This window comes from Blastomonas aquatica (assembly GCF_014639875.1).
In the GTDB taxonomy this organism is placed as follows: Bacteria; Pseudomonadota; Alphaproteobacteria; order Sphingomonadales; family Sphingomonadaceae; genus Blastomonas; species Blastomonas aquatica.
The window spans coordinates 241,012-260,763 of the sequence record NZ_BMGD01000001.1; the positions used below are offsets into that span (position 1 = coordinate 241,012).

Below are 19,752 nucleotides of genomic sequence, written 5' to 3' on the forward strand. Positions count from 1 at the left end.
ACATGGCCGAACCCAAAGCCGAATCGCGCTTCAGCCACAAGAAGATTGAGCGCAACGTCACCCTGCTCAGCCTGGGCGCTCTGATCGTGGTCGCCATCGGCGGCATCGTCGAGATCGCGCCCCTGTTCTGGATCGACAACACCATCGAGAAGGTGGACGGCATGCGCCCCTACACCCCGCTCGAGCTGTCGGGCCGCAACATCTACATGCGCGAAGGCTGCTATGCCTGCCACAGCCAGATGATCCGTCCGTTCCGCGACGAGGTCGAACGCTATGGCCATTACAGCCTGGCTGCAGAGAGCATGTACGACCACCCCTTCCAATGGGGATCCAAGCGCACCGGACCCGATCTGGCGCGTGTCGGAGGTCGGTATTCGGATGAATGGCACCGCGCGCACCTTGCCGATCCACGCAGCGTCGTCGGCGAATCGATCATGCCGCCTTATGCCTTCCTCGCCGAAAAGGAGCTGAAGGCTGGCGACATGGCCAATGACCTGACCGCACTGTCGCGCGTCGGAGTGCCGTATACCAAGGCCGACATCGCCGCTGCCAATGCGGACATCAAGGCGCAGGCCGATCCGAACGCAGATGGCGCTGCCGATCTGCAGGCGCGGTATCCCAAGGCGCAGGTGCGCGACTTTGACGGCGACCCCACCCGCGTCACCGAGATGGATGCTCTGATCGCGTATCTGCAGATGTTGGGTACGTTGGTCGATGTCGAGAAGGCCGCGCCGCAGGATCAGGGCTCTGCTCCTGCGCCGGCCGCAGCAGCGGCAGCAGCGTCCATCACAAACAAAGGTGGCAACTTATGAGCTACGATGAACTGCGCCACTTTGCCGACAGCTGGGGCCTGCTGGGCATGACGATAGTGTTTCTCGGCCTCATCGCATGGCCCTTCCGCAAGGGCGCGCGGCAGCACCATGAGGACGCCGCCAACATGATCTTCAAGGAAGACGACAATGTCTGACAAACCACGCATCGATGAACCCACCGGCACCAGAACGGTCGGGCATGAATGGGACGGCATCGAGGAACTCGACACGCCGATGCCGCGCTGGTGGCTGTGGACCCTCTACGCCACCATCGCCTGGGCTGCGGTGTATGTGGTGCTTTATCCCGCAATACCGATGGTCAACAGCGCGACCCAGGGCGTCCTCGGCTGGAGCAGCCGGGCCGATCTGGAGAAGGAAATGGCCGGCCACACCGCCAAGCGCGCGCCGATCGTCAATGCGATAGCCGCGATGCCGATCGCCGCCCTTCCCTCCAAGCCGGAGCTGCTGGAAGCGGCAATCCAGGGCGGCAGCGCAGCCTTCAAAGTGCATTGCGTGCAGTGCCATGGCGCTGGCGGCGCGGGCGTTGTCGGGCTGTATCCCAGCCTGACCGATGACGACTGGCTGTGGGGCGGCGACCTTGGCAATATCGAGACCACGCTGATCCACGGAATTCGTAATCCCGATCACGACGAGACACGCCTCAGCTCGATGCCCGCCTTTGGCCGCGACGGCATTTTGGATACCGCCGCGATCAACGACCTGGTCAGCCATGTCCGCGTGATCAGCCGCCAGGAAAAGCCCAGCGCCGCTTCCACGCGCGGTGCGGTCCTGTTCGAGGCCAACTGCGTCGCCTGTCACGGTACCAGCGGCGAAGGCAACCGCGAATTGGGCGCACCCAGGCTTACCGATGCGGTGTGGCTTTATGGCGGCAGCCGCGAGGCGATCGCCAAGACCATCTACAATCCGCGCAATGGCGTGATGCCGCGCTGGAACGACAAGCTCGACGCGGTGACGATACGCATGCTCGCCGCCTACGTCCATTCGCTGGGCGGCGGAGAGGATGCTCCTGCACCCTTCTCAGCACCGGCTACGGCAGCATCAGCTCCCGACGAGGACCCCGGCAATGGCTAATCCAGACACCCTTGCGGGCCACGATGGCCCGCTCTACGCGGCGCGCAAGGGTGTCTACCCCAAGAAGGTGGATGGCAATTTCCGCCGCCTCAAATGGCTGATCATGGCGGTCACTCTGGCGATCTATTACGGCACGCCATGGATCCGCTGGGACCGCGGCCCCTATGCGCCCGACCAGGCGGTGCTGATCGATCTGGCCAACCGCCGCTTCTACATGTTCCAGATCGAAATCTGGCCGCATGAATTCTATTATGTCGCAGGGTTGCTGATCATGGCGGGCATCGGCCTGTTCCTCGTGACCAGCGCGGTCGGCCGCGCATGGTGCGGCTATGCCTGCCCGCAGACCGTCTGGACCGATCTGTTCCAGCATGTCGACCGGGTAATCGACGGCGATCGCAACGCACAAATCCGCCTCGCCAACGGCCCCTGGACGGGCGGGAAAATCGCCAAGCGTGCCGCAAAATACGCGATCTACCTCGCCATCGCCTTCTGGACCGGCGGCGCGTGGATCATGTACTTCGCCGATGCACCAACGCTGACCCGCGATTTCTGGACCGGCGAGGCCGCATTCATCGCTTATGGCACCGTCGCCGCGCTCACCGCGACCACCTTCGTGCTCGGCGGGTTCATGCGCGAGCAGGTCTGCATCTATATGTGCCCCTGGCCACGCATCCAGACCGCAATGATGGACGAAAAATCGCTGCTGGTGACCTACAAGGACTGGCGCGGCGAACCGCGTGGCAGCCTGAAGAAGGCGCTGGCCCACCCCGGATCATTGGGCGATTGCGTCGATTGCAACCAGTGCGTCGCGGTCTGCCCGACCGGCATCGACATTCGCGAAGGGCCGCAGATCGGCTGCATCACCTGCGCCTTGTGCATCGATGCGTGCGATACCGTGATGGCGCAGGTCGGCCGCCCGCGCGGGCTGATCGACTATTGCGCGCTCGATGATGTCGCTGTGGAAAAGGCCGGGGGCACAGCGCCCCCCGTGCTCAAGACGCTGCTGCGCCCGCGGCTGATGATCTATCTGGCGATCTGGTGCGCGATCGGCGCGGCGATGCTGTTCTCGCTGGGCGAGCGCACCCGGCTCGACCTTGCCGTCCAGCATGAGCGCAGCCCACTTTATGTCCAGCTCTCCGATGGTGCGATCCGCAACAACTACACGCTCAAACTGCGCAATATGGAAGCCCGTCCGCGCACGGTGGCCATCACGGTCAGCGGCCTGCCCGGCGCGCAGCTTTGGACCGAGACCGGGTCGCGCGACCGCGCCAGCCAGCGGGTCGAGATGACGATCTCGCCCGACAGCGTGACACGCGTCCGCCTGTTCGTCGCAGCACCCGCAACCGGCCCGGTGCGGCAGGATTTCACCATCGCAACCTATGGCCGCGACGGTGATCCACGCGGCGATAGCGACATTATCCAGTTCGATCGCCCGGAGGCACAATGATGAGCACGCAACCTGCAAAAAAGCCGTTTACCGGCTGGCACATGACCGCGATCCTGGTCGGGTTCTTCGCCATCGTGATGGCGGTCAACTTCACCATGGCGCGCCTCGCGTTTTCGACCTTTGGCGGCAAGGTGGTGGAAAACAGCTATGTTGCCAGCCAGCAGTACAACGATCTGCTGGCGCGGGCCGAGGCGCAGGATGCGCTGGGCTGGACGCAGAGCCTGACCCTCGATGCCGCGCGCCATGTGCGCCTGGCCATCAACGCCAATGGCCAGGCCGTTGCCATCGACCGTGCCACCGCCACGCTCAGCCATCCGCTAGGCCGGATTCCCGCCGTTCCTCTGCGGCTGGTCCGCGATGGCCAAGGTGGCATGATCTCGGCGCAGCCGCTGGCGCAGGGTCGCTGGAGGCTGGACCTTGTCGTGCATCACGGCGCTGAGCAGGCGCGTTACCGGAGCGACGTGCAATGACCGTGCTTACCCGCAGCGCACCCAAGGTGGCAGCTGTGTCGACCTTGATCGAACGCGATTTTGCCGTCCCCGATATCCGCTGCGCTGGATGTATCTCGAAGCTTGAACAGGGCTTGGTTCGCGATTCCCGGATCCACACTGCGCGCGTCAACTTTACCGAAAAGCGGGTACACGTGTCGTGCGCCGCCGATGCGCAGATGCCCGATCTGCTGGGTGCGTTCACGTCGCTGGGGTTCGAGGCGCATCCGATTGGCGAGGGCGCAAGCGAGATCGACGCCGATGCCGCAAACAGCCGCGAGCTGCTGCGCGCGGTAGCGGTCTCGGGCTTTGCGATGATGAACATCATGCTGCTGTCGGTGTCGGTCTGGTCGGGCGCGACTGGCGTGACCCGCGATCTGTTCCACTGGCTTTCGGCGATGATCGCGCTGCCGACGATCGCTTATGCCGGCCGTCCGTTCTTCCGCTCGGCCTGGCGCGCGCTTCGCCACGGCCAGACCAACATGGACGTGCCGATCAGCATCGGCGTGACGCTGGCAACCGCACTCAGCCTTTATGAAACCGCGACGCATGGGCCCCATGCCTATTTCGACAGCGCAGTGATGCTATTGTTCTTCCTGCTGTGCGGCCGCTGGCTCGACAGCGTGATGCGCGACCGCGCACGCGGCGGGGTCACCGCGCTGCTGCGCAACATGGGCACCGGCGCGATGGTGATCGATAGCGATGATTCCACCCGCTGGGTCGATGCGACGCAGCTTCACCCAGGCATGGTCATGCTGGTCGCAGCAGGCGAGCGGCTGGCGGCAGATGGCGTGATCATCGCAGGCGCAAGCCGGATCGACCTGTCGCTGCTGACCGGCGAAAGCGCACCGCAAGCGGCCGCGCTCGACGATGTCGTCCATGCCGGCACATTAAACCTGGAAACGCCGATCCGGGTGCGGGTGACCGCTGCGGGTACCGACACCGCAATCGCCGATATTGCACGGCTGATGGGCGAGGCATCGCAGGGCAAATCGCGCTATGTCCGTATCGCCGATCGCGCCGCCAGGCTCTATGCCCCCGCTGTCCACGCGCTCGCGCTGCTGGCCTTCGTGGGCTGGATGCTCGCCGGCGCAGGCGTGCACCAGAGCCTTCTGATCGCTGTCGCGGTGCTGATCATCACCTGCCCCTGCGCCTTGGGCCTCGCGGTTCCCGCGGCTCAGATCGTCGCAGCTGGCGCGCTGATGAAGGTCGGCGTGCTGATCAAGGACGGCTCGGCGCTCGAGCGGCTGGCCGAGGTCGATCGCGCGCTGATCGACAAGACCGGCACCCTGACACTGGGCCGTCCGGTTGCCAGCAACCTGCACGAGATCGCGCCCGAGGACCGCTCATTGCTGCTCGCGCTTGCACGCGCCAGCCGCCACCCGCTCAGCGCTGCACTGACCCGCGATCTGGTGGGTATAGAAGCAGCGCATGTCACCGACATCCGCGAAACGCCCGGCTTTGGCGTCGAGGCGTTGTGGCAGGGGTTGGCTGTCACGCTGGGTCGTCCGCAAAGCGGCGATGCGGGGACGGAACTGGTGACGGAGTTGGCAATCGACATGCATCCTGTCGCCACCGTCCGCTTTGCCGATGCGCTGCGTCCCGATGCCGTGGCAACCATCGCCGCGCTCGATGCGCAGGGTATTGATGCGATGATCCTCTCGGGAGATCGCACAGCTGCCGTTGCGCCCGTCGCGCGGACGCTGGGGCTGACCGCGATGACGGGTATGAGCCCGCAGGACAAGCTCGCCGCAATCTCGCGCCATGCTGCAGCGGGACACAAGGTTCTGATGATCGGCGACGGGCTCAACGATGGCCCCGCGCTTGCCGCCGGGCACGCTTCGATGGCTCCGGGCAGCGCGAGCGATGTCGGCAAGAACGCGTCGGACTGCATCTTCCTCGGCGATCGGCTGATGCCCGTTGCGCAGACCATCCGCATGGCGCGGCGAACGCAGGCGATCGTCCGGCAGAACTTCATGCTGGCGATCGGTTACAATGTCATCGCAGTACCGCTCGCGTTCGCCGGGCTGGTAACGCCGCTGGTGGCCGCGCTCGCGATGTCGGGATCCTCTCTGATCGTGGTTAGCAACGCGCTGCGGCTGAAAAGGGCTTTGAAATGAACGGATTGCTCGTGCTCATCCCGATTGCGCTGTTCCTCGGCCTGCTGGGTCTTGCCGCGTTCTTCTGGTCGCTGAAACGTGGCCAGTTCGACGATATGGATGGCGCGGCGTTGCGCATTTTTGTCGAGGATGAAGAGAACAAGGCGGATCAACCATGAAGTCGCGCCACATCTGTTCACTGCTGGTCGCTGCCGGATTGATCCACGCACCGCTTGCAAGTGCCGATGCACGCATGATTGCTGTCAGCAATTGTAACGGCGGGACCAGCCTGCTGGTGATACCCGAGGGCGACCAGACGGCAGGCAAGTCCAGCGGCAACGATTGCGCCAAGGCCTGTCACGGGATGAGCGAACGGCGCGGGAAAAGTGGAGCGAAACGAGCCGACTGCGCGCGCTGAATGCCGACAAGCAGACGGGCCGGCCGCAATTTGCGACCAGCCCGTCAAAGCCTCATTAGAGCTACGCGAAGGTTACGCGAGCGTGCCGCTGCGCGAGCGTGCAGGGTTGTACCCACCTGCACCAAACAGAACGTCGCGCACCTGATCGCTCGACAGACCGGTTGCGGCCGCATCAACCGAAACAAAGATACCGCCATTGTTCAGCCGGTCTTCGTAATGGCTCGCATCATTCTTATCGACACCATGGTTGGTCAGCAGACCGGCGATCCCGCCAGCAGCCGCGCCAATTGCGGTGCCGGTGATCGCTGCGCCACCGACCGCAGCTTCGGCAATAACGCCTGCTGCAACGAACGGGCCGACACCGGGGATCGCCAGGGCTGCGATGCCCAGCAGCGCGCCTGCGCCCGCGCCGAGCGCAGCCTTGCCGACCACATCGGTCGCCTTGTCTTCACCCGCGCCATCTGTCGTGCTGTTCTTGCCGTTTTCACGCGCAATCACCGAGATCGCGCTGTCAGTGACACCTGCCGAGCGCAACTGCGCAACTGCGTGTTCAGCCTGGCCGTGGTCGTCAAATATTGCGGATACAAAATCGTTATTCATGGGTCTCTCCTCGTTTCCCGTCTTGATAGGAAACGTACGGCGCATCATGACGACCGTTCCTTCGGTCTGTCGCAAAAGCGCCCAAACACCTCATATGTTTCTGTTTTCATCTGAAATTCGTCGCGCATCAGCTTTCGGAAAAAGCCCAGAATGCAATAATCAGCGCTACCGTCGACGCTGCCAGGAACCACGACAGCAGCCGGAGCCGCATGGGGGCGACCGAATCCACTTTGTGGGCTTCGAGCCTGTCAATGATCCGGCACGCACGCCGCTCTGCCGAAATGAATATGCCGATCGCGATGACCAGAAACATCGTCGCGATCAGCTTGGGCGCCCAGGTGGGCTCCATCGCCCCAAACAGCGCATTGAAGCCGAGCGCGATGCCCACTGCTGCCATTCCGGTCCTGAGCCACCCCGCAAAGCTGCGCTCATGCGCCAGCACGGTGCGATCTTCGGCGAGGTCAGTGCGATCCTCGGCCAGCCCGGTACGATCTTCCGTGCTCATGCCTGGGGATCCGGAAAGGCCGTGCGGGTGCCCGCTTTTTCCTGAGAGACGACACTGAACGTCCCGTCGGTTTCCAGAAAAACAGCAGCAATATCGTTCAGATCTCCGAAGCCGTTGCTGCGCACGGCACACAAGACCTCTTCGCGCGTGACCCGCTCTTTCCTCAGCGCATCGCGATCAATCACGCCATCGCGCAGCAAATACCGCGCCTCGGCTTTAGCAAGCTTTTCGATCGTCTTGGACCTGACCGACAAGGTGGCGATGCCATATTGCAGGACAACCAACACCACAAACGCCGCGACCCCCTCAACCAGCGCGACATCTTTGCTTAACAGGATAGTGGCCAATATCGAGCCCAGGGCGACTGTCACGACCAGATCGAACGCGCTCATCTTGGCGAGCGTGCGTTTCCCGCTGATCCGCAGGATCGCGATGATGGCGCAATAGGCCAGAGTGCCGAGGATCAAGACCTGAATGATCCCGTCCCAACTGTCAAAGAACATCGGCGTCGTCCTGCCCCTGTTTTAACCGAACGACGGGCACCACCTGCATCAGTGGTACCCGTCGCGGAAATCTATCAGGTAAGATCAATCTTCCTTGGCGTCGATGTTGACATTGGTTTCAGCCAGCTTGGTCATATATTCGTCGCTGCCGTAGATTTCCTTGGTGGCCTTGTTCAGCGCCTTGACGGCCTTTTTAAGATTAAGGGCCTCGGCGAAGGCCGCCGCTGTACCGAACCCGGCAATGCCGTAATGGCTCATCCGCTGGAACTGCGCGATCACCACCGCATCGAGCACGGGGCCCTTGTCCGGCGCATCTTCGGTCGTGTGCTTGATCGCCTCTGCGACCAGGCCTTCCATGCCCTTGCAATGTTCCTTCTTCACCTTCTCGTCGGATTCCTCGAGCAGGTCTTTGAGGATCTGGGTATGCGCGGCGATCCCCTCCTGCGATTTGGTCAGCATGTCCTTAAGATCGGAATCGCTGACCTTTGAGGTCATCTTCTTGACCGCCTTCGCCATTTGGTCGTTGGCCGACCACAGATCCTGCAGTTCGCCGGTGTAAAGGTCGGTCAGATTTTCGGGTGCGGACATCGGGTGTTCTCCTGGGCGTCAAAAGGTGCGCCATCCCGGATCTACGAGAGCGCCATGGCGCAGTTCCTGCTCACCTGCGAAAACTATCCTACGTTAGGACGATTGTGCACCTGGACACGATCACCTTTGGTTGAGCATCATCGTTTCGATATTTTGCACGTTCTTGATATTTTTGACCTCCGTCAATGTGACGGTCTGATGCGCGGCATAAAACCCCCTCATGTGGACCTATCACCCCGACCTGCTCGCCCGGCCCGTTCCGCGGTACACCAGCTACCCCACGGCAGCGGACTTCGTCGATCAAGTGGGCGAGACTGAATATGCAGAAGCTCTGGATCGCATGGCATCGGCGACCCCGCTCTCTTTGTATGTCCACATTCCCTATTGCGACCAGATCTGCTGGTATTGCGGCTGCAACACCGGTGCTGCCAATCGCAAGCACCGATTGACCGATTACCTGACAGCCTTGCGTGCCGAGATCGCCATGGTGGCAAAGCGGTTGGGCGGGCGTGGGCGTGTGCAGCATATCGCATTTGGCGGCGGCAGCCCAAACGCGATCACCCCGGTCGACTTCGTCCGCCTGCTTGACCGGATCATGACCGTGTTCGATTGTTCGCGCCCCGAAATCTCGATCGAGATCGATCCGCGCACGTTCACCTCGGAATGGGCGCTGGTGCTCGCCTCGTCGGAGGTGACCCGGGTGAGCCTGGGGGTGCAGACCTTTGCGCCGCACATCCAGGCGGCGATCGGCCGGGTACAGCCGCTCGAGCAGATCGAACAGGCGATGATGGGTCTGCGGATGCGTGGCATAGAGGCGATCAATTTCGACCTGATGTATGGCCTTCCGGGCCAAACCTTGCACGATTTGAACGCGACACTGGATGAGACCATTCGCCTCGCTCCCAGCCGCATCGCCTTGTTTGGCTATGCGCATCTCCCCGCAATGATCCCCCGCCAGCGAAGGATCGACGCCAGCAACCTCCCCGATGACCTCGCGCGTTTTGCCCAGGCCCAGTTCGGGTATGAGAAGCTGACACAGGCGGGGTATGTGCCAATCGGCTTCGATCACTTCGCGTTGCCCAGTGATCCGCTCGCTGCGGCAGCACGCGAGAACCGGGTCAACCGCAACTTCCAGGGCTTTACCCATGATGGCGCATCGACCTTGCTGGGCTTTGGCGCGAGCGCGATCAGCATCCTGCCCGGCCTGATCGTGCAGAACGAGAAGAACGCCGGCCCCTATCGCACTTTGGTATCCGCAGGGCAGCTCGCCGCAACGCGCGGTGTGGCCCCGGGGCCCGAGGAGGCGAAGCGTGGTGACATCATCAACGCCATATTGTGCCGGGGCCGCGTGACCCTGGACAATAAAATCCTCCCTACTGCCCGCGCCGCACTGACCAAGTTCGAGCGGCGCGGGCTTCTTTTCTGGGAGGATGCGACACTGGTACTAGCCGAAGGGGCGCAACCTTATGCCCGCGTCATCGCGGCGCAGTTTGATGGGTATCGCGGAAGCATTCAACCGCACAGCGGGCCTGCCAGCTTGCATTCGGCCGCGCCAGCCTGTTGAGTTTATGCTTGAGGACGCAGCGCGAATCGCGCGGCGCAGGCGTGGACACAAACGGGGGTAGCCGCAGCATGACGACTTCAGACGCGCAGTCCAATTATGCGGGTGTCTTCGGCAACCGCATCGGCTTTGGCCAACGGCCCGCGTTGCTGCTGATCGATTTCGTCCAGGCCTATTTCGATCCCGCATGCGATCTGTTCGCCGATGTCGGCGAAGCGCTGGCCAGCGCGATCCGGGTCCGCAATGCGGCGCGCGCGGCTGGCATTCCAGTGATCTACACCAACGTCGTCTATCACCCCAGCCTGGTCGATGGCGGGCGGTTCATGCAGAAGACGCCGTTGCTCAAACACTTCGTAGCGGGTTCGCCGATGGGCGCGTGGCCCGACGGGCTCGTGCCGAGCTTGGACGAACTGGTGATCTCGAAACAGTATCCCAGCGCGTTCTTCGGCACCTCGCTCGCCGCAACGCTAACCGCGGCCGGGGTGGACAGCGTGATCCTCACCGGGCTTTCGACCAGCGGCTGTGTGCGTGCGACCTGTGTCGATACAAGCAGCCACGGCTTCATCCCGATCGTCGTTGCCGATGCCTGCGGCGACCGGCATGCAGCGCCGCACGAGGCCAATCTGTTCGACATGAACGCGAAGTATGCCGACGTGGTGAACGAGGCCGAGGTGCTGGCGCATCTGGCAGGGTTGGGAGATTGAGCAAATCTGTTCTCCGGCGAAAGCCGGAGCCCAGAAGTCGGGTTGCGCCACCTCGCCCTAGCCTCCGGCTTTCGCCGGAGAACGGCTGGGGCTGGTGACCGGGATTTAAACCGCGCCTGCCGCTTTGAGCTCGGCGATCGCCGCTTCGTCCATCCCCAGCAGCTCACCATACACCTCGGCATTGTGCTCGCCGATGGACTGCGGCGCAAGGCTGCGGATGCTGCCGGGCGTATCCGAGAGCTTGGGGAAGCTGTTTTGCATCGCAAACTTGCCCCAGCGCGGGCTGTCGACTTCGACCAGGGCATCGCGCGCCTTGAAGTGCTCATCGTTCAGCATGTCCGCTGCGCCATAGATCTTGCCCGCCGGAACGCTGTGTTCGATCATCAACGCCTCGACCTCGGCCACGGTCAATGTGCGCGTCCATGCCTCGATCAGCTGATCGAGCTCGGTCTGCCGCTGCCCGCGCGCCAGATGGGTGGCGTAGCGCGGATCGGTCGCCAGCTCGGGCCGCCCCATCGCCTTGCACAGCCGCGCGAACACCGCATCCTGATTGGCGCCGATCAGATACTCGCCATCGCTGCACTGGTAGACGTTGCTCGGCGCGACGCCTTCGAGGATCGAGCCGGTGCGCTGGCGGACGTGGCCGCCAACCATATATTCGGGCACCAGGCTTTCCATCACCTGCAGTACAGCCTCGTACAAGGCGCTGTCGACGACCTGGCCCTTGCCGGTACGCTCGCGCGCATGCAGCGCGGCGAGCGCGCCCATGCAGCCATAGGTTGCCGCGAGTGAATCGCCGATCGATACGCCCATGCGGCTGGGTGGGCGGTCCGGATCGCCGACGATCGCGCGCCAGCCGCCCATCGCCTCGCCGATGCCGCCAAAGCCCGCACGGCTAGAATAGGGCCCGGTCTGGCCATAGCCCGAGACGCGCACGATGATCAGCCGCGGGTTGATCGCGTGCAGCGCATCGGGGCCCAGCCCCCATTTCTCGATCGTGCCGGGCTTAAAATTCTCGATCAGGATATCGGCATGTTCGACCAGCTTGCACACCAGCTCCTGCCCTGCAGGAATGCGCAGGTTGGCGCTCACCGACTTCTTGTTGCGGGCAACGACCTCCCACCACAATTTGTGTTCGCCATGGCCCCAAGCGCGCATCGGATCGCCGCCGCCCTTGCCATCGACCGCGGGCGGCTCGACCTTGATCACTTCGGCCCCCATGTCGCCCAGCAACTGGCCGCAGAACGGGCCCGCGATCAGCTGACCCAGTTCGATGACACGGACCCCGGCCAGGGCACCCTGGTTTTCCAAGTTCATCATGCGCCTTCCTTATTCTGCAGCGATCGCTTGGGTGTGCCAGCGCGGCTGAATCGGTGCGGGAAGCCCGGTTTCAGCAAGGCAATTGGCGCGCAACTCTTCGATGCTGGGGCCATAATCGAACAGCGGCAGATCACTGCGCTCGCTGCGCATCTGGGTGCGCAGCGCCTCGGTGGCCGCTGTATCGAGAACGCCATCGGCACTGGCCACCACGCCATAGTTGCGCGCGCCGTCTGCCGTCACCAGACCCTGGCGGATTTCCTTGGCGACCAGTTCGGGGGCCCGTTCAAGCGGGTCACCCCAGCCGCCGCCGCCCCAGGTGATGAAGTGCAGGATGTCGCCAGCCTCGACCGGAAGATCCTCGACCTTGTTGCCGACGATGGTCTGCGTGCCATCGGCCTTCTCCAGGATCTTGCGTGCACGCGCGCCGGGCTTGCCGCCATTGACTCCCCATGGCGGCACGAACCAGCGATCGTCGTGGATCGCGATGACGCCCGGCTCGAGAAAGCGATAGGTCATGATGATGCCGTTGCCGCCGCGATGCAGCCCCGCGCCGCCGCTGTCGGGCACGGTCTCATAGCGTTCGATGACCAGAGGGAAGTACCGCTCGAGAAACTCGTTGGGCACGTTGGTAAAGCCCGGCCACAGCGAGTGGCCATCGGGCCCGTCGCCCATCGGCCGCCCCGGAATGCCGCCAAAGCCGATCTGGAACAGCTGGAACCACTCGCCCCTTTTGTCGGTGCCCGCATAGAACAAATGCGGGCTGGACGAGAAGCCAGCAGCGTTCAGGAACTCGGGCGTCTTCTGGCCGAGCAGGCCGCCCAGAATGTCGAAGATGCGCCCCAGCGCATGGGTGCGGCCCGACAAGGCTGCGGGATAGCGCGGCTTGAGCAGCGATCCTTCGGGAATCCGTACCTCGATCAGATCATAGAACCCGTCGTTGAACAGGATCTGCGGGTCGAAGACCATGATCATGTAGATCCCGAAGAACATCTTGAACATGTTCTCGTTGAGCAGGAAGTTGATCGAGGCCTGGCTTTGCGGATCGGTGCCGTCGAAATCGAGGATGACCTTGTCGCCATCGCGCCACATCGTGCATTTGAGCTTGTAGGGGCCATAGCCCATGCCGTCATCGCAGATGTAATCCTCGAAGCTCACCGGCTCTTCGCTGATCGCCTGAGACAGCAGGATCTTCATCGCACGGTGGTTGCGCGCCAGCAGTTCCTGCGTCGCCGAGACATAATTGTCGACGCCGAAGCGCTCGCTCATCTCGATCACGCGGCGCGCCGCGACGCGGCACGAGGCGATCAGCGCGTTCAAGTCCGCCGCGCACCACGCCGGGGTGCGGCTCTGGTGCAGCACCAATTTGACCAGATCCTCGTTATAGACGCCCTGCTTGTAGATCTTCACCGGCGGAATGCGGACGCCTTCCTGAAAGATGTTGGTCGCATCGATCGGCATCGATCCGGGCACCTTGCCGCCGATGTCGCTCTGGTGGCCGAACATCGCGGTATAGGCGAGCACGCGGCCATCCTTGAAGACCGGCAACAGCACCAGCCAATCGTTGCAATGGCTGATCGCGCCGCCGACCGAATAGGGATCTGACAGGAAGATCATGTCGCCGTCCTCGAGCGTGCCGTCATAGCCCTCAAGAAAGCCGCCGATAAAGCTGCCGAACTGCCCGACGATCATCCGGCCCAAATGATCGGCGATCAACGGAAAGGCATCGCCCTGCTCGCGGATGCCTGGGCTCATCGCGGTGCGTACGAGTGTCGCGTCCATCTCGATGCGCGCGTTGCGCAGCGCATTTTCGATGATGTCGAGGCTGACCGGATCGATGGTCTTGGTCTCGAACGGGGTGTCGTTGGTCTGGATGATCGTGGCGGGCATTAGAGTATCTCCAAATGCCCCTCTCCCCTTGCGGGAGAGGGTTGCGAAGTCTTGGCGAGAGCGATCGTTTTCCGGCGGAAGCCGGAATCCAGGGCGAGATTGTGTAACCTGGCTCCTGGGCTCCGGCTTTCGCCGGAGAACGGCCTTCGCAAATGGGCGAGTGCGTTGCTCATTTCAGCGTGATCAAGATGTTGCCGACGGCATCGACCGTACCGGTGCAGTCCGCCTCGATCAGCGTGGTCGAATCCATCTCGATGACGATGGCAGGACCGGGGATAACGTCGCCCGCGAGCAGCTTGGAGCGGTCGTAGATGATGGCTGGCATCATCGACCCGTCCATCCACAGCTCGTGATCGCGCAATTTGGCTGCAGACGGATCGCCATTGCCCTGCGCCAGCTTCGCAGCGGGAAGGTCGAGAGCCTGTCCCATTGCCACCGCACGCAGGTTTACGATCTCGTGCTCGCTGTCCATGTTGAAGGTGAACAGCCGGTGGTGTTCCTCGTCGAACCGGCCGGTCAGCCATTCGATGCCCTGGCTGTAGATTTCGTCGCGGGTGACCGCCATCGGCACCTCGAACGCCTGGCCCGCATAGCGGACATCGACCTCGAAGGTTATGGTGACATCTTCTCTGGCAACGCCCTCCTCGACCAGCTCGTCGCCGATCTGCGTTGCCATCTCGTCGAGAATGCCGCCCAGTTCCTCCAGCGTTGTGGCGCTTGCGAGCCGCGAGAAGCTGCGCGCGGTTTCAGTCCGCATCCGCGTCGTCGCATCGCCCAGCGCGCATAGCACGCCCGGGGACACCGGCGAGACGGCGGGCCAGCTGCCCATCAGCCGGGCGACCGCGTTGACATGCAGCGGCCCGGCACCGCCAAAGCCCATCAGCGCAAAGTCGCGCGGGTCATAGCCCTGCTGCACCGAGATCATGCGCAGCGCGCCGAACATGTTCTCGTTGACGATATCGATGATACCGCGCGCGGCGGCGTAAAGATCGATTTTGAGCGCATCGGCAATGGTCTGCACCGCCTTTTTGGCGCCCTCGCGGTCGAGCTTGAAGGTGCCGCCGAGCAAGGCTTCGGGAAGGTACCCCAGCACGACATTGGCATCGGTCACGGTGGGCAGCTCGCCGCCCTTGCCGTACGCCACCGGCCCCGGCACCGCGCCCGCCGATTGCGGACCGACCCGCAGCGCCCCGGTCAATTCGGGCACATAAGCGATCGAGCCGCCGCCTGCGCCCACGGTCTTGACGTCGAGCGCCGAGGCGCGGACCGACAGATGCCCGACTTCGGTGGTGCGCACCCGGCGTGCCTCGAGGTTTTCGATCAGCGCCACGTCGGTCGAGGTACCGCCGACATCGAGCGTCAGAATGTTGCGCAAACCGGCGTTCTTGCCGACCCAGATCGCGCCGGTGACCCCACCTGCCGGGCCCGACATCAGCAGCGAAACCGGGTGCTCCTCCGACTTTTCCGAGCTCATCAGCCCGCCATCCGAGCGGAGAAGGGCGAGCTTGCCCGCCATCCCGGCATCACGCAGGCGGCTGCGCAGGTTGCGGACGTAGCGGCCGACGACCGGACGCACCGCGGCGTTGGCAACCGTGGTCAGCGTGCGTTCGTATTCCTGCATTTCGGGCAGAACGAGGTGGCTCAGCGAGATCGGCACATCGGGCATGACCTCGGCAGCGAGCTCGGCGACGCGCTTCTCGTGCGTGCCGTTCAGATAGGCGTTCATCAGGCTGACGGTCAGCGCCTCGACGCCCTGCGCCTTCAAGACCTCAAGTGCAGCACGAATATCGGCATCGTCGGTGGCGTGCATCTCCTCACCCTGCGCTGACATGCGGCCCTTGACCTCGACCGTGTCTTCCAGCGCTGCGAGCGGGGTCGGCTTGGGCCAGACGATCCAGCCGGCAAGCCCGCCGGGCACGAAGCTGCGCGCAATCTGCATCACCTGACGGTAACCTTGCGTAACGATCAGCCCGACCCGCGCACCCTTGCCTTCAAGCACTGCGTTGGTGGCGACGGTCGTGCCGTGCAGGAAGATCTCGACATCAGCGGGGGTAATCCCGGCGCTGGCGCACACCGCCTGCACGCCGACAAGGATGCCTTCGGAACTGTCGTGTGGGGTGGATGGGGTCTTGTGCCGCCAGAAGGCGCCCGACTGTTCGTCGAACAGCAGCAGATCGGTGAAAGTTCCGCCGACATCGACACCCAGCCTGTAACTCATGCACTCACCCCTTGAGCTTGCCGGACGCCGTGCGCCGACAGGTTGATTGTCCGGCGCTCACGCCACCGCGCGCGCCACCAAAGACGGCAGCTCGCGCCCGAGTACGCCTGCCATCCAGCGATTGGCCGCGATAAAGCCGGCGAGATCGAGCCCGTGCGCGATGCCAGATTGCTGCGCGAGATAGATCAGGTCTTCGGTCGCAATATTGCCGGTCGCCTTCGGCGCAAACGGGCAGCCGCCCAGCCCGCCGAGGCTCGCGTCGAGTGTGGTGACGCCTGCCTGGATCGCCGCCCAGGCATTGGCGATGCCGGTGCCCCGCGTGTTGTGGAAATGCGCGCGCAGGTTGACGTTGCCCGGCACGAACTCGCGCAAGCGGCCGTAAAGATCGGTCACCTGCGCAGGGACCCCGACGCCGATCGTGTCGGCGAGCGCGATCTCTGCAGGTCCAGCTTCGAGCACGGCATGCGCAATGTCCATGACTCGCTGCGGCGGGACATCGCCCTCGAACGGGCAACCGAAAGCGGCAGATATCGTCACCTGCGCGATCAATCCTTCGGCCTTTGCGAAGCGGATCATCTCGCGCGCCTCGACGATCCCCTCGGCCACCGTCTGGCCTTGGTTCTTCTGCCCGAAGGTGTCGGTGGCGACGATGACGCAGCCGATTTCGTCGACCCCGCGCCTGCCGCCCTCGCGGGTGGCAAGCGCGCGCAATACGCCACGCTTGTTGAGCGTGAGGCCGATGTAGGAAACGTCGGGCCGGTCGGGCAACCCTGCGATCACCGCTTCGGCGTCGCCCATCTGCGGAACGCGCTGCGGATGTACGAAGCTGGCGACCTCCATGCGGCGCACCCCGGCATCGATCATCGCTACGATCATCGCCAGCTTGTCGGCCGTCGATACGATATCGGGCTCGTTCTGCAGGCCGTCGCGCGGGCCAACCTCTATGATCTGAATGCTGCTCATGGACCAGTTTGTATACATTTCATTTTGCCGCGTCCAGCGCTGTCAAAAAAACGATTAGTCATTTGCGCGCCGTTGTTCCTTCCGGCGGACCGCGGTGATGCTGAACGCATGGAAGGCGCGGCGGATGTGGCTGGTCATCACCGCACGCGCCCAATGCGCGTCGCGCGCGGCGAAGGCTGCGATCAGCTCGCGATGATCGCGCGCCGACTGCAGCAGCTCATCGACGCGGTACTGCTGCGCGGTGCGGCTGACCACAGGCTGTTCGATCAGCGTCGGCAGGATCGCGCTCAACCGCGGCGAGCGCGCTGCCTCGAGGATGATGTCGTGGAAGCGGCGGTTCTGCGCCAGGAACGCGGCGATATCGGGCGGGCTGGCCTGGACTGCGGCGTCGAGGACGTCAGAAACCGTGGCGAGCTCCTCGAGCATCTGTTCGGTGATGTTGCGCGCCGCGCGGCTGGCTGCATGGCCCTCTAGCATTCCGCGCAGGATGAACATCTCGTCGATATCATCAGCGGACCAGTCGGCCACGAACAGCCGCTTGGAACCGCTGCGTACGATCAGCAGTTCATTCTCGAGCCGCCGCACCGCCTCGCGTACCGGGGTCCGCGACACGCCCGAGATTCGCGCCAGCTGCTCTTCGGTCAGCTGCTCGCCCGGCTCGGCGGTGCCTGACAGCACGAACTGGCGGATCTTGTCGTAGGCGACATCGGAGGCCCGCTGCGATGCTGCTTTTTCCATGTTTTTCAACTCCCTGCGCAATGACCGGGCATGGCACGCCACCGGCCCCGAGCATTCTGCGGCGCCAACCTGCACCATGGTTTTGAATTTCGCTATTGACGATAGACATTTGTATACAATACCGTCAACACGGAACAGGCCTGATGGATCGACAACCATCGCGCCAAGCGGGGTGTAGCATGCCGGACGATCGCCGCATCAAAGTCATCGTACCGATTCCGATGGATGCCGCAGGCGTTGCTTCGCGGGCCGCACAGCTTCCTTCCGACTTCGTCCGGCCCGGCTTCGTGCCCGAGTTCGTCGCCGTGCCGTGGGGCGCGGCGTTGGGGGACAGCTATCACGACATGCTGCTGATGGACTGGACCGTGTTCCAGAGCGGCATCACCGCTGAGGATGAAGGCTATTCGGGCGTCCTGATCGATACGGTCAGCGATTCTGGGCTGCGCGCGCTGCGTTCCCGGCTGACCATCCCGGTGATAGGCCCGGGCGAGGCGGCGTTTGCCGCCGCGATGATGCTGGGCAAAAAGTTCACCGTTCTCACCATGTGGCCGCAGTGGTTCCCGCTCTACCAGAAGACGCTGACCGAATATGGCTTTTGGGATCGCGTTGCCTCGCTGCGATCGATCAACACCCGCCCCGATGTCACCGAATTGCTCGCGGGCAAGGAAGAGGTGATCTTCGACAAGCTCAAGACCGAGGCAACGCGCGCCATAGAGGACGACGGTGCCGACGTGATCGTGCTCGGATCGACGACGATGCACCAGTCGGCGGCGTACCTTGCGGCCAATCTGCCGATCCCGGTGATCAACCCCGGTCAGATCGCCTGGAAATTCATGGAAAGCCTGATCGAATGCGGGCTGACGCACAGCAAGATGGCGTTTCCGATGCCGGAAGTGCCCAAGGATGCAGACATAAGAAAGGGTTGGTTCTGATGGCAAGTTGGTCACCCGGAGGCGCAGGCCAGGCCGCGCTACCCTATCCGTTCTACATCGACATAGTCACCAAGCGGTACTTCGACGGGGTCGACAACAAGAACATGGACCAGGTGCTCAATTGCTTCGCGCCCGATGCGACGCTGACCGAGGTGACGTCGAACACCGTGCACCAGGGCCGCGAGGCGATCCGGGCGATGTTCGTCAAGCTTTTCGCCGATTTCGAGCAGATCTGGCACGGCAATTTCGTGCATGTCGCAGACCCCGCCTCGAACGCGGTCTGTTCGCAGTTCACCGTGCTGATCACGCCCAATGGCGGCGAGCAGCTTCGCTATGAAAACTGCAACCGTTTCTACCTCGACGACCGGCTGTTCCGCGAAGTCTACGTCTACATGAGCGGCGATAACCTGCTCAAGGAAGGGGACGCCTGATGCAATACGCACCCACGCTCAGGCGCGATGAACTGATTGCCTTCGCCACGCAGACCTATTTCGGCAGCGTCGATGCCAAGGACATGGCGGCCACCCTCGCCTGCTTCCACGACGAGGCGCTGTTCACCGTCCAGACGAGCTTCACCACCCATGCCGGCAAGCCCGCAATCGAGCGAATGTTCGTCGATTTCTTCGGCGCGTGGGAGAAAATCGTCCACCGCGATTTCATCTGCACCGTCGATGACACCAACGGGCGGATCGCGGCCAGCTTCATCGCTGATCTCACCGCCGCCGATGGCAGCGTGACGACACTCAACAACACCAATTTCTGGCGCCTGCGCGACGGCAAGTTCCAGGAAGTCCACGTCTATATGAGCGGAGCCAATGTGCTGGTCTGACCGGCACTGAAAACACCCGCCAAAGCAAGATCCGGTTCGGGGGAACCG

At 63.3% G+C, this 19,752-nt stretch carries 22 protein-coding genes; 13 read left to right on the forward strand and 9 right to left on the reverse strand.

Annotation, left to right across the window (positions count from 1 at the left end):
* Positions 1-2: 2 nt before the first annotated feature.
* From ccoO to IEW00_RS01185, 8 genes are read left to right on the forward strand one after another with little or no spacing between them, the layout of a single operon-like run.
* Entirely contained in the window at positions 3-812 is an 810-nt protein-coding gene (gene ccoO, locus IEW00_RS01150) for a cytochrome-c oxidase, cbb3-type subunit II (protein ID WP_188512530.1), read from the forward strand.
* The gene (locus IEW00_RS01155) at positions 809-967 is read left to right on the forward strand and encodes a cbb3-type cytochrome c oxidase subunit 3 (protein WP_188512531.1); all 159 of its coding nucleotides are present in this window, start codon (positions 809-811) and stop codon (positions 965-967) included. The genes ccoO and IEW00_RS01155 overlap by 4 nt, the downstream gene beginning before the upstream one ends.
* Complete coding sequence (gene ccoP / locus IEW00_RS01160) at positions 960-1,904, forward strand: cytochrome-c oxidase, cbb3-type subunit III (protein ID WP_188512532.1); 945 nt, start codon at positions 960-962, stop codon at positions 1,902-1,904. Before IEW00_RS01155 ends, ccoP begins: the two co-directional genes overlap by 8 nt.
* On the forward strand, positions 1,897-3,351 hold the full coding sequence (gene ccoG, locus IEW00_RS01165; RefSeq protein WP_188512533.1) for a cytochrome c oxidase accessory protein CcoG: 1,455 nt from the start codon (positions 1,897-1,899) through the stop codon (positions 3,349-3,351). Before ccoP ends, ccoG begins: the two co-directional genes overlap by 8 nt.
* Positions 3,348-3,821 carry a FixH family protein gene (locus IEW00_RS01170; protein WP_229736741.1) on the forward strand — a complete coding sequence of 158 codons (474 nt, stop codon included), beginning with the start codon at positions 3,348-3,350 and terminating at the stop codon, positions 3,819-3,821. Before ccoG ends, IEW00_RS01170 begins: the two co-directional genes overlap by 4 nt.
* Positions 3,818-5,959 carry a heavy metal translocating P-type ATPase gene (locus IEW00_RS01175; protein WP_188512534.1) on the forward strand — a complete coding sequence of 714 codons (2,142 nt, stop codon included), beginning with the start codon at positions 3,818-3,820 and terminating at the stop codon, positions 5,957-5,959. Before IEW00_RS01170 ends, IEW00_RS01175 begins: the two co-directional genes overlap by 4 nt.
* On the forward strand, positions 5,956-6,117 hold the full coding sequence (gene ccoS, locus IEW00_RS01180) for a cbb3-type cytochrome oxidase assembly protein CcoS (protein ID WP_188512535.1): 162 nt from the start codon (positions 5,956-5,958) through the stop codon (positions 6,115-6,117). Before IEW00_RS01175 ends, ccoS begins: the two co-directional genes overlap by 4 nt.
* Positions 6,114-6,356 (forward strand): hypothetical protein, encoded by a 243-nt coding sequence (locus IEW00_RS01185; protein WP_188512536.1) that lies wholly within the window; start codon positions 6,114-6,116, stop codon positions 6,354-6,356. The genes ccoS and IEW00_RS01185 overlap by 4 nt, the downstream gene beginning before the upstream one ends.
* A 72-nt stretch (positions 6,357-6,428) precedes the next feature.
* Here IEW00_RS01185 and IEW00_RS01190 read toward each other — a convergent pair whose 3' ends face one another.
* From IEW00_RS01190 to IEW00_RS01205, 4 genes are all read right to left on the reverse strand, one after another.
* On the reverse strand, positions 6,429-6,956 hold the full coding sequence (locus tag IEW00_RS01190; protein ID WP_188512537.1) for a hypothetical protein: 528 nt from the start codon (positions 6,954-6,956) through the stop codon (positions 6,429-6,431).
* Between the two features lie 127 nt (positions 6,957-7,083).
* Entirely contained in the window at positions 7,084-7,461 is a 378-nt protein-coding gene (locus IEW00_RS01195; RefSeq protein WP_188512538.1) for a YidH family protein, read from the reverse strand.
* Positions 7,458-7,964, reverse strand: a complete 507-nt coding sequence (locus IEW00_RS01200) for a DUF421 domain-containing protein (protein WP_188512539.1) — start codon at positions 7,962-7,964, stop codon at positions 7,458-7,460. Before IEW00_RS01200 ends, IEW00_RS01195 begins: the two co-directional genes overlap by 4 nt.
* An 84-nt stretch (positions 7,965-8,048) precedes the next feature.
* Positions 8,049-8,552 (reverse strand): YciE/YciF ferroxidase family protein, encoded by a 504-nt coding sequence (locus IEW00_RS01205; RefSeq protein ID WP_188512540.1) that lies wholly within the window; start codon positions 8,550-8,552, stop codon positions 8,049-8,051.
* Between the two features lie 220 nt (positions 8,553-8,772).
* Between IEW00_RS01205 and hemN the strand changes: the two genes are divergently transcribed.
* Positions 8,773-10,116 carry an oxygen-independent coproporphyrinogen III oxidase gene (gene hemN, locus IEW00_RS01210; protein WP_188512541.1) on the forward strand — a complete coding sequence of 448 codons (1,344 nt, stop codon included), beginning with the start codon at positions 8,773-8,775 and terminating at the stop codon, positions 10,114-10,116.
* A gap of 68 nt (positions 10,117-10,184) precedes the next feature.
* A complete protein-coding gene (locus tag IEW00_RS01215) occupies positions 10,185-10,817 on the forward strand; it encodes an isochorismatase family protein (protein ID WP_188512542.1) in 633 nt (210 codons plus the stop codon).
* Positions 10,818-10,922: 105 nt separating this feature from the next.
* On the opposite strand, the gene IEW00_RS01220 is transcribed toward IEW00_RS01215, so the two are convergent.
* The 5 genes from IEW00_RS01220 to IEW00_RS01240 all read right to left on the reverse strand — a co-directional run bounded on the left by IEW00_RS01220 (position 10,923) and on the right by IEW00_RS01240 (position 17,943).
* The gene (locus IEW00_RS01220; protein WP_188513048.1) at positions 10,923-12,134 is read right to left on the reverse strand and encodes a CaiB/BaiF CoA transferase family protein; all 1,212 of its coding nucleotides are present in this window, start codon (positions 12,132-12,134) and stop codon (positions 10,923-10,925) included.
* Between the two features lie 12 nt (positions 12,135-12,146).
* The gene (locus tag IEW00_RS01225) at positions 12,147-14,024 is read right to left on the reverse strand and encodes a hydantoinase B/oxoprolinase family protein (protein WP_188512543.1); all 1,878 of its coding nucleotides are present in this window, start codon (positions 14,022-14,024) and stop codon (positions 12,147-12,149) included.
* A 169-nt stretch (positions 14,025-14,193) separates the two neighbouring features.
* Positions 14,194-16,242, reverse strand: coding sequence for a hydantoinase/oxoprolinase family protein (locus IEW00_RS01230; RefSeq protein WP_188512544.1), 2,049 nt, complete (start codon positions 16,240-16,242; stop codon positions 14,194-14,196).
* 57 nt (positions 16,243-16,299) lie between these two features.
* Positions 16,300-17,205: a hydroxymethylglutaryl-CoA lyase gene (locus IEW00_RS01235; RefSeq protein WP_188512545.1), complete on the reverse strand. Its 906-nt coding sequence runs from the start codon at positions 17,203-17,205 to the stop codon at positions 16,300-16,302.
* Positions 17,206-17,259: 54 nt separating this feature from the next.
* The gene (locus IEW00_RS01240) at positions 17,260-17,943 is read right to left on the reverse strand and encodes a GntR family transcriptional regulator (RefSeq protein WP_188512546.1); all 684 of its coding nucleotides are present in this window, start codon (positions 17,941-17,943) and stop codon (positions 17,260-17,262) included.
* A gap of 179 nt (positions 17,944-18,122) precedes the next feature.
* Here IEW00_RS01240 and IEW00_RS01245 point away from each other — a divergent pair, with 179 nt between their 5' ends.
* The 3 genes from IEW00_RS01245 to IEW00_RS01255 are packed head-to-tail and all read left to right on the forward strand — an operon-like array spanning position 18,123 to position 19,704.
* Positions 18,123-18,875, forward strand: a complete 753-nt coding sequence (locus tag IEW00_RS01245) for an aspartate/glutamate racemase family protein (RefSeq protein WP_188512547.1) — start codon at positions 18,123-18,125, stop codon at positions 18,873-18,875.
* Positions 18,875-19,306, forward strand: coding sequence for a nuclear transport factor 2 family protein (locus IEW00_RS01250; RefSeq protein ID WP_188512548.1), 432 nt, complete (start codon positions 18,875-18,877; stop codon positions 19,304-19,306). The genes IEW00_RS01245 and IEW00_RS01250 overlap by 1 nt, the downstream gene beginning before the upstream one ends.
* Positions 19,306-19,704: a nuclear transport factor 2 family protein gene (locus IEW00_RS01255; protein ID WP_188512549.1), complete on the forward strand. Its 399-nt coding sequence runs from the start codon at positions 19,306-19,308 to the stop codon at positions 19,702-19,704. Before IEW00_RS01250 ends, IEW00_RS01255 begins: the two co-directional genes overlap by 1 nt.
* Positions 19,705-19,752: the final 48 nt, after the last annotated feature.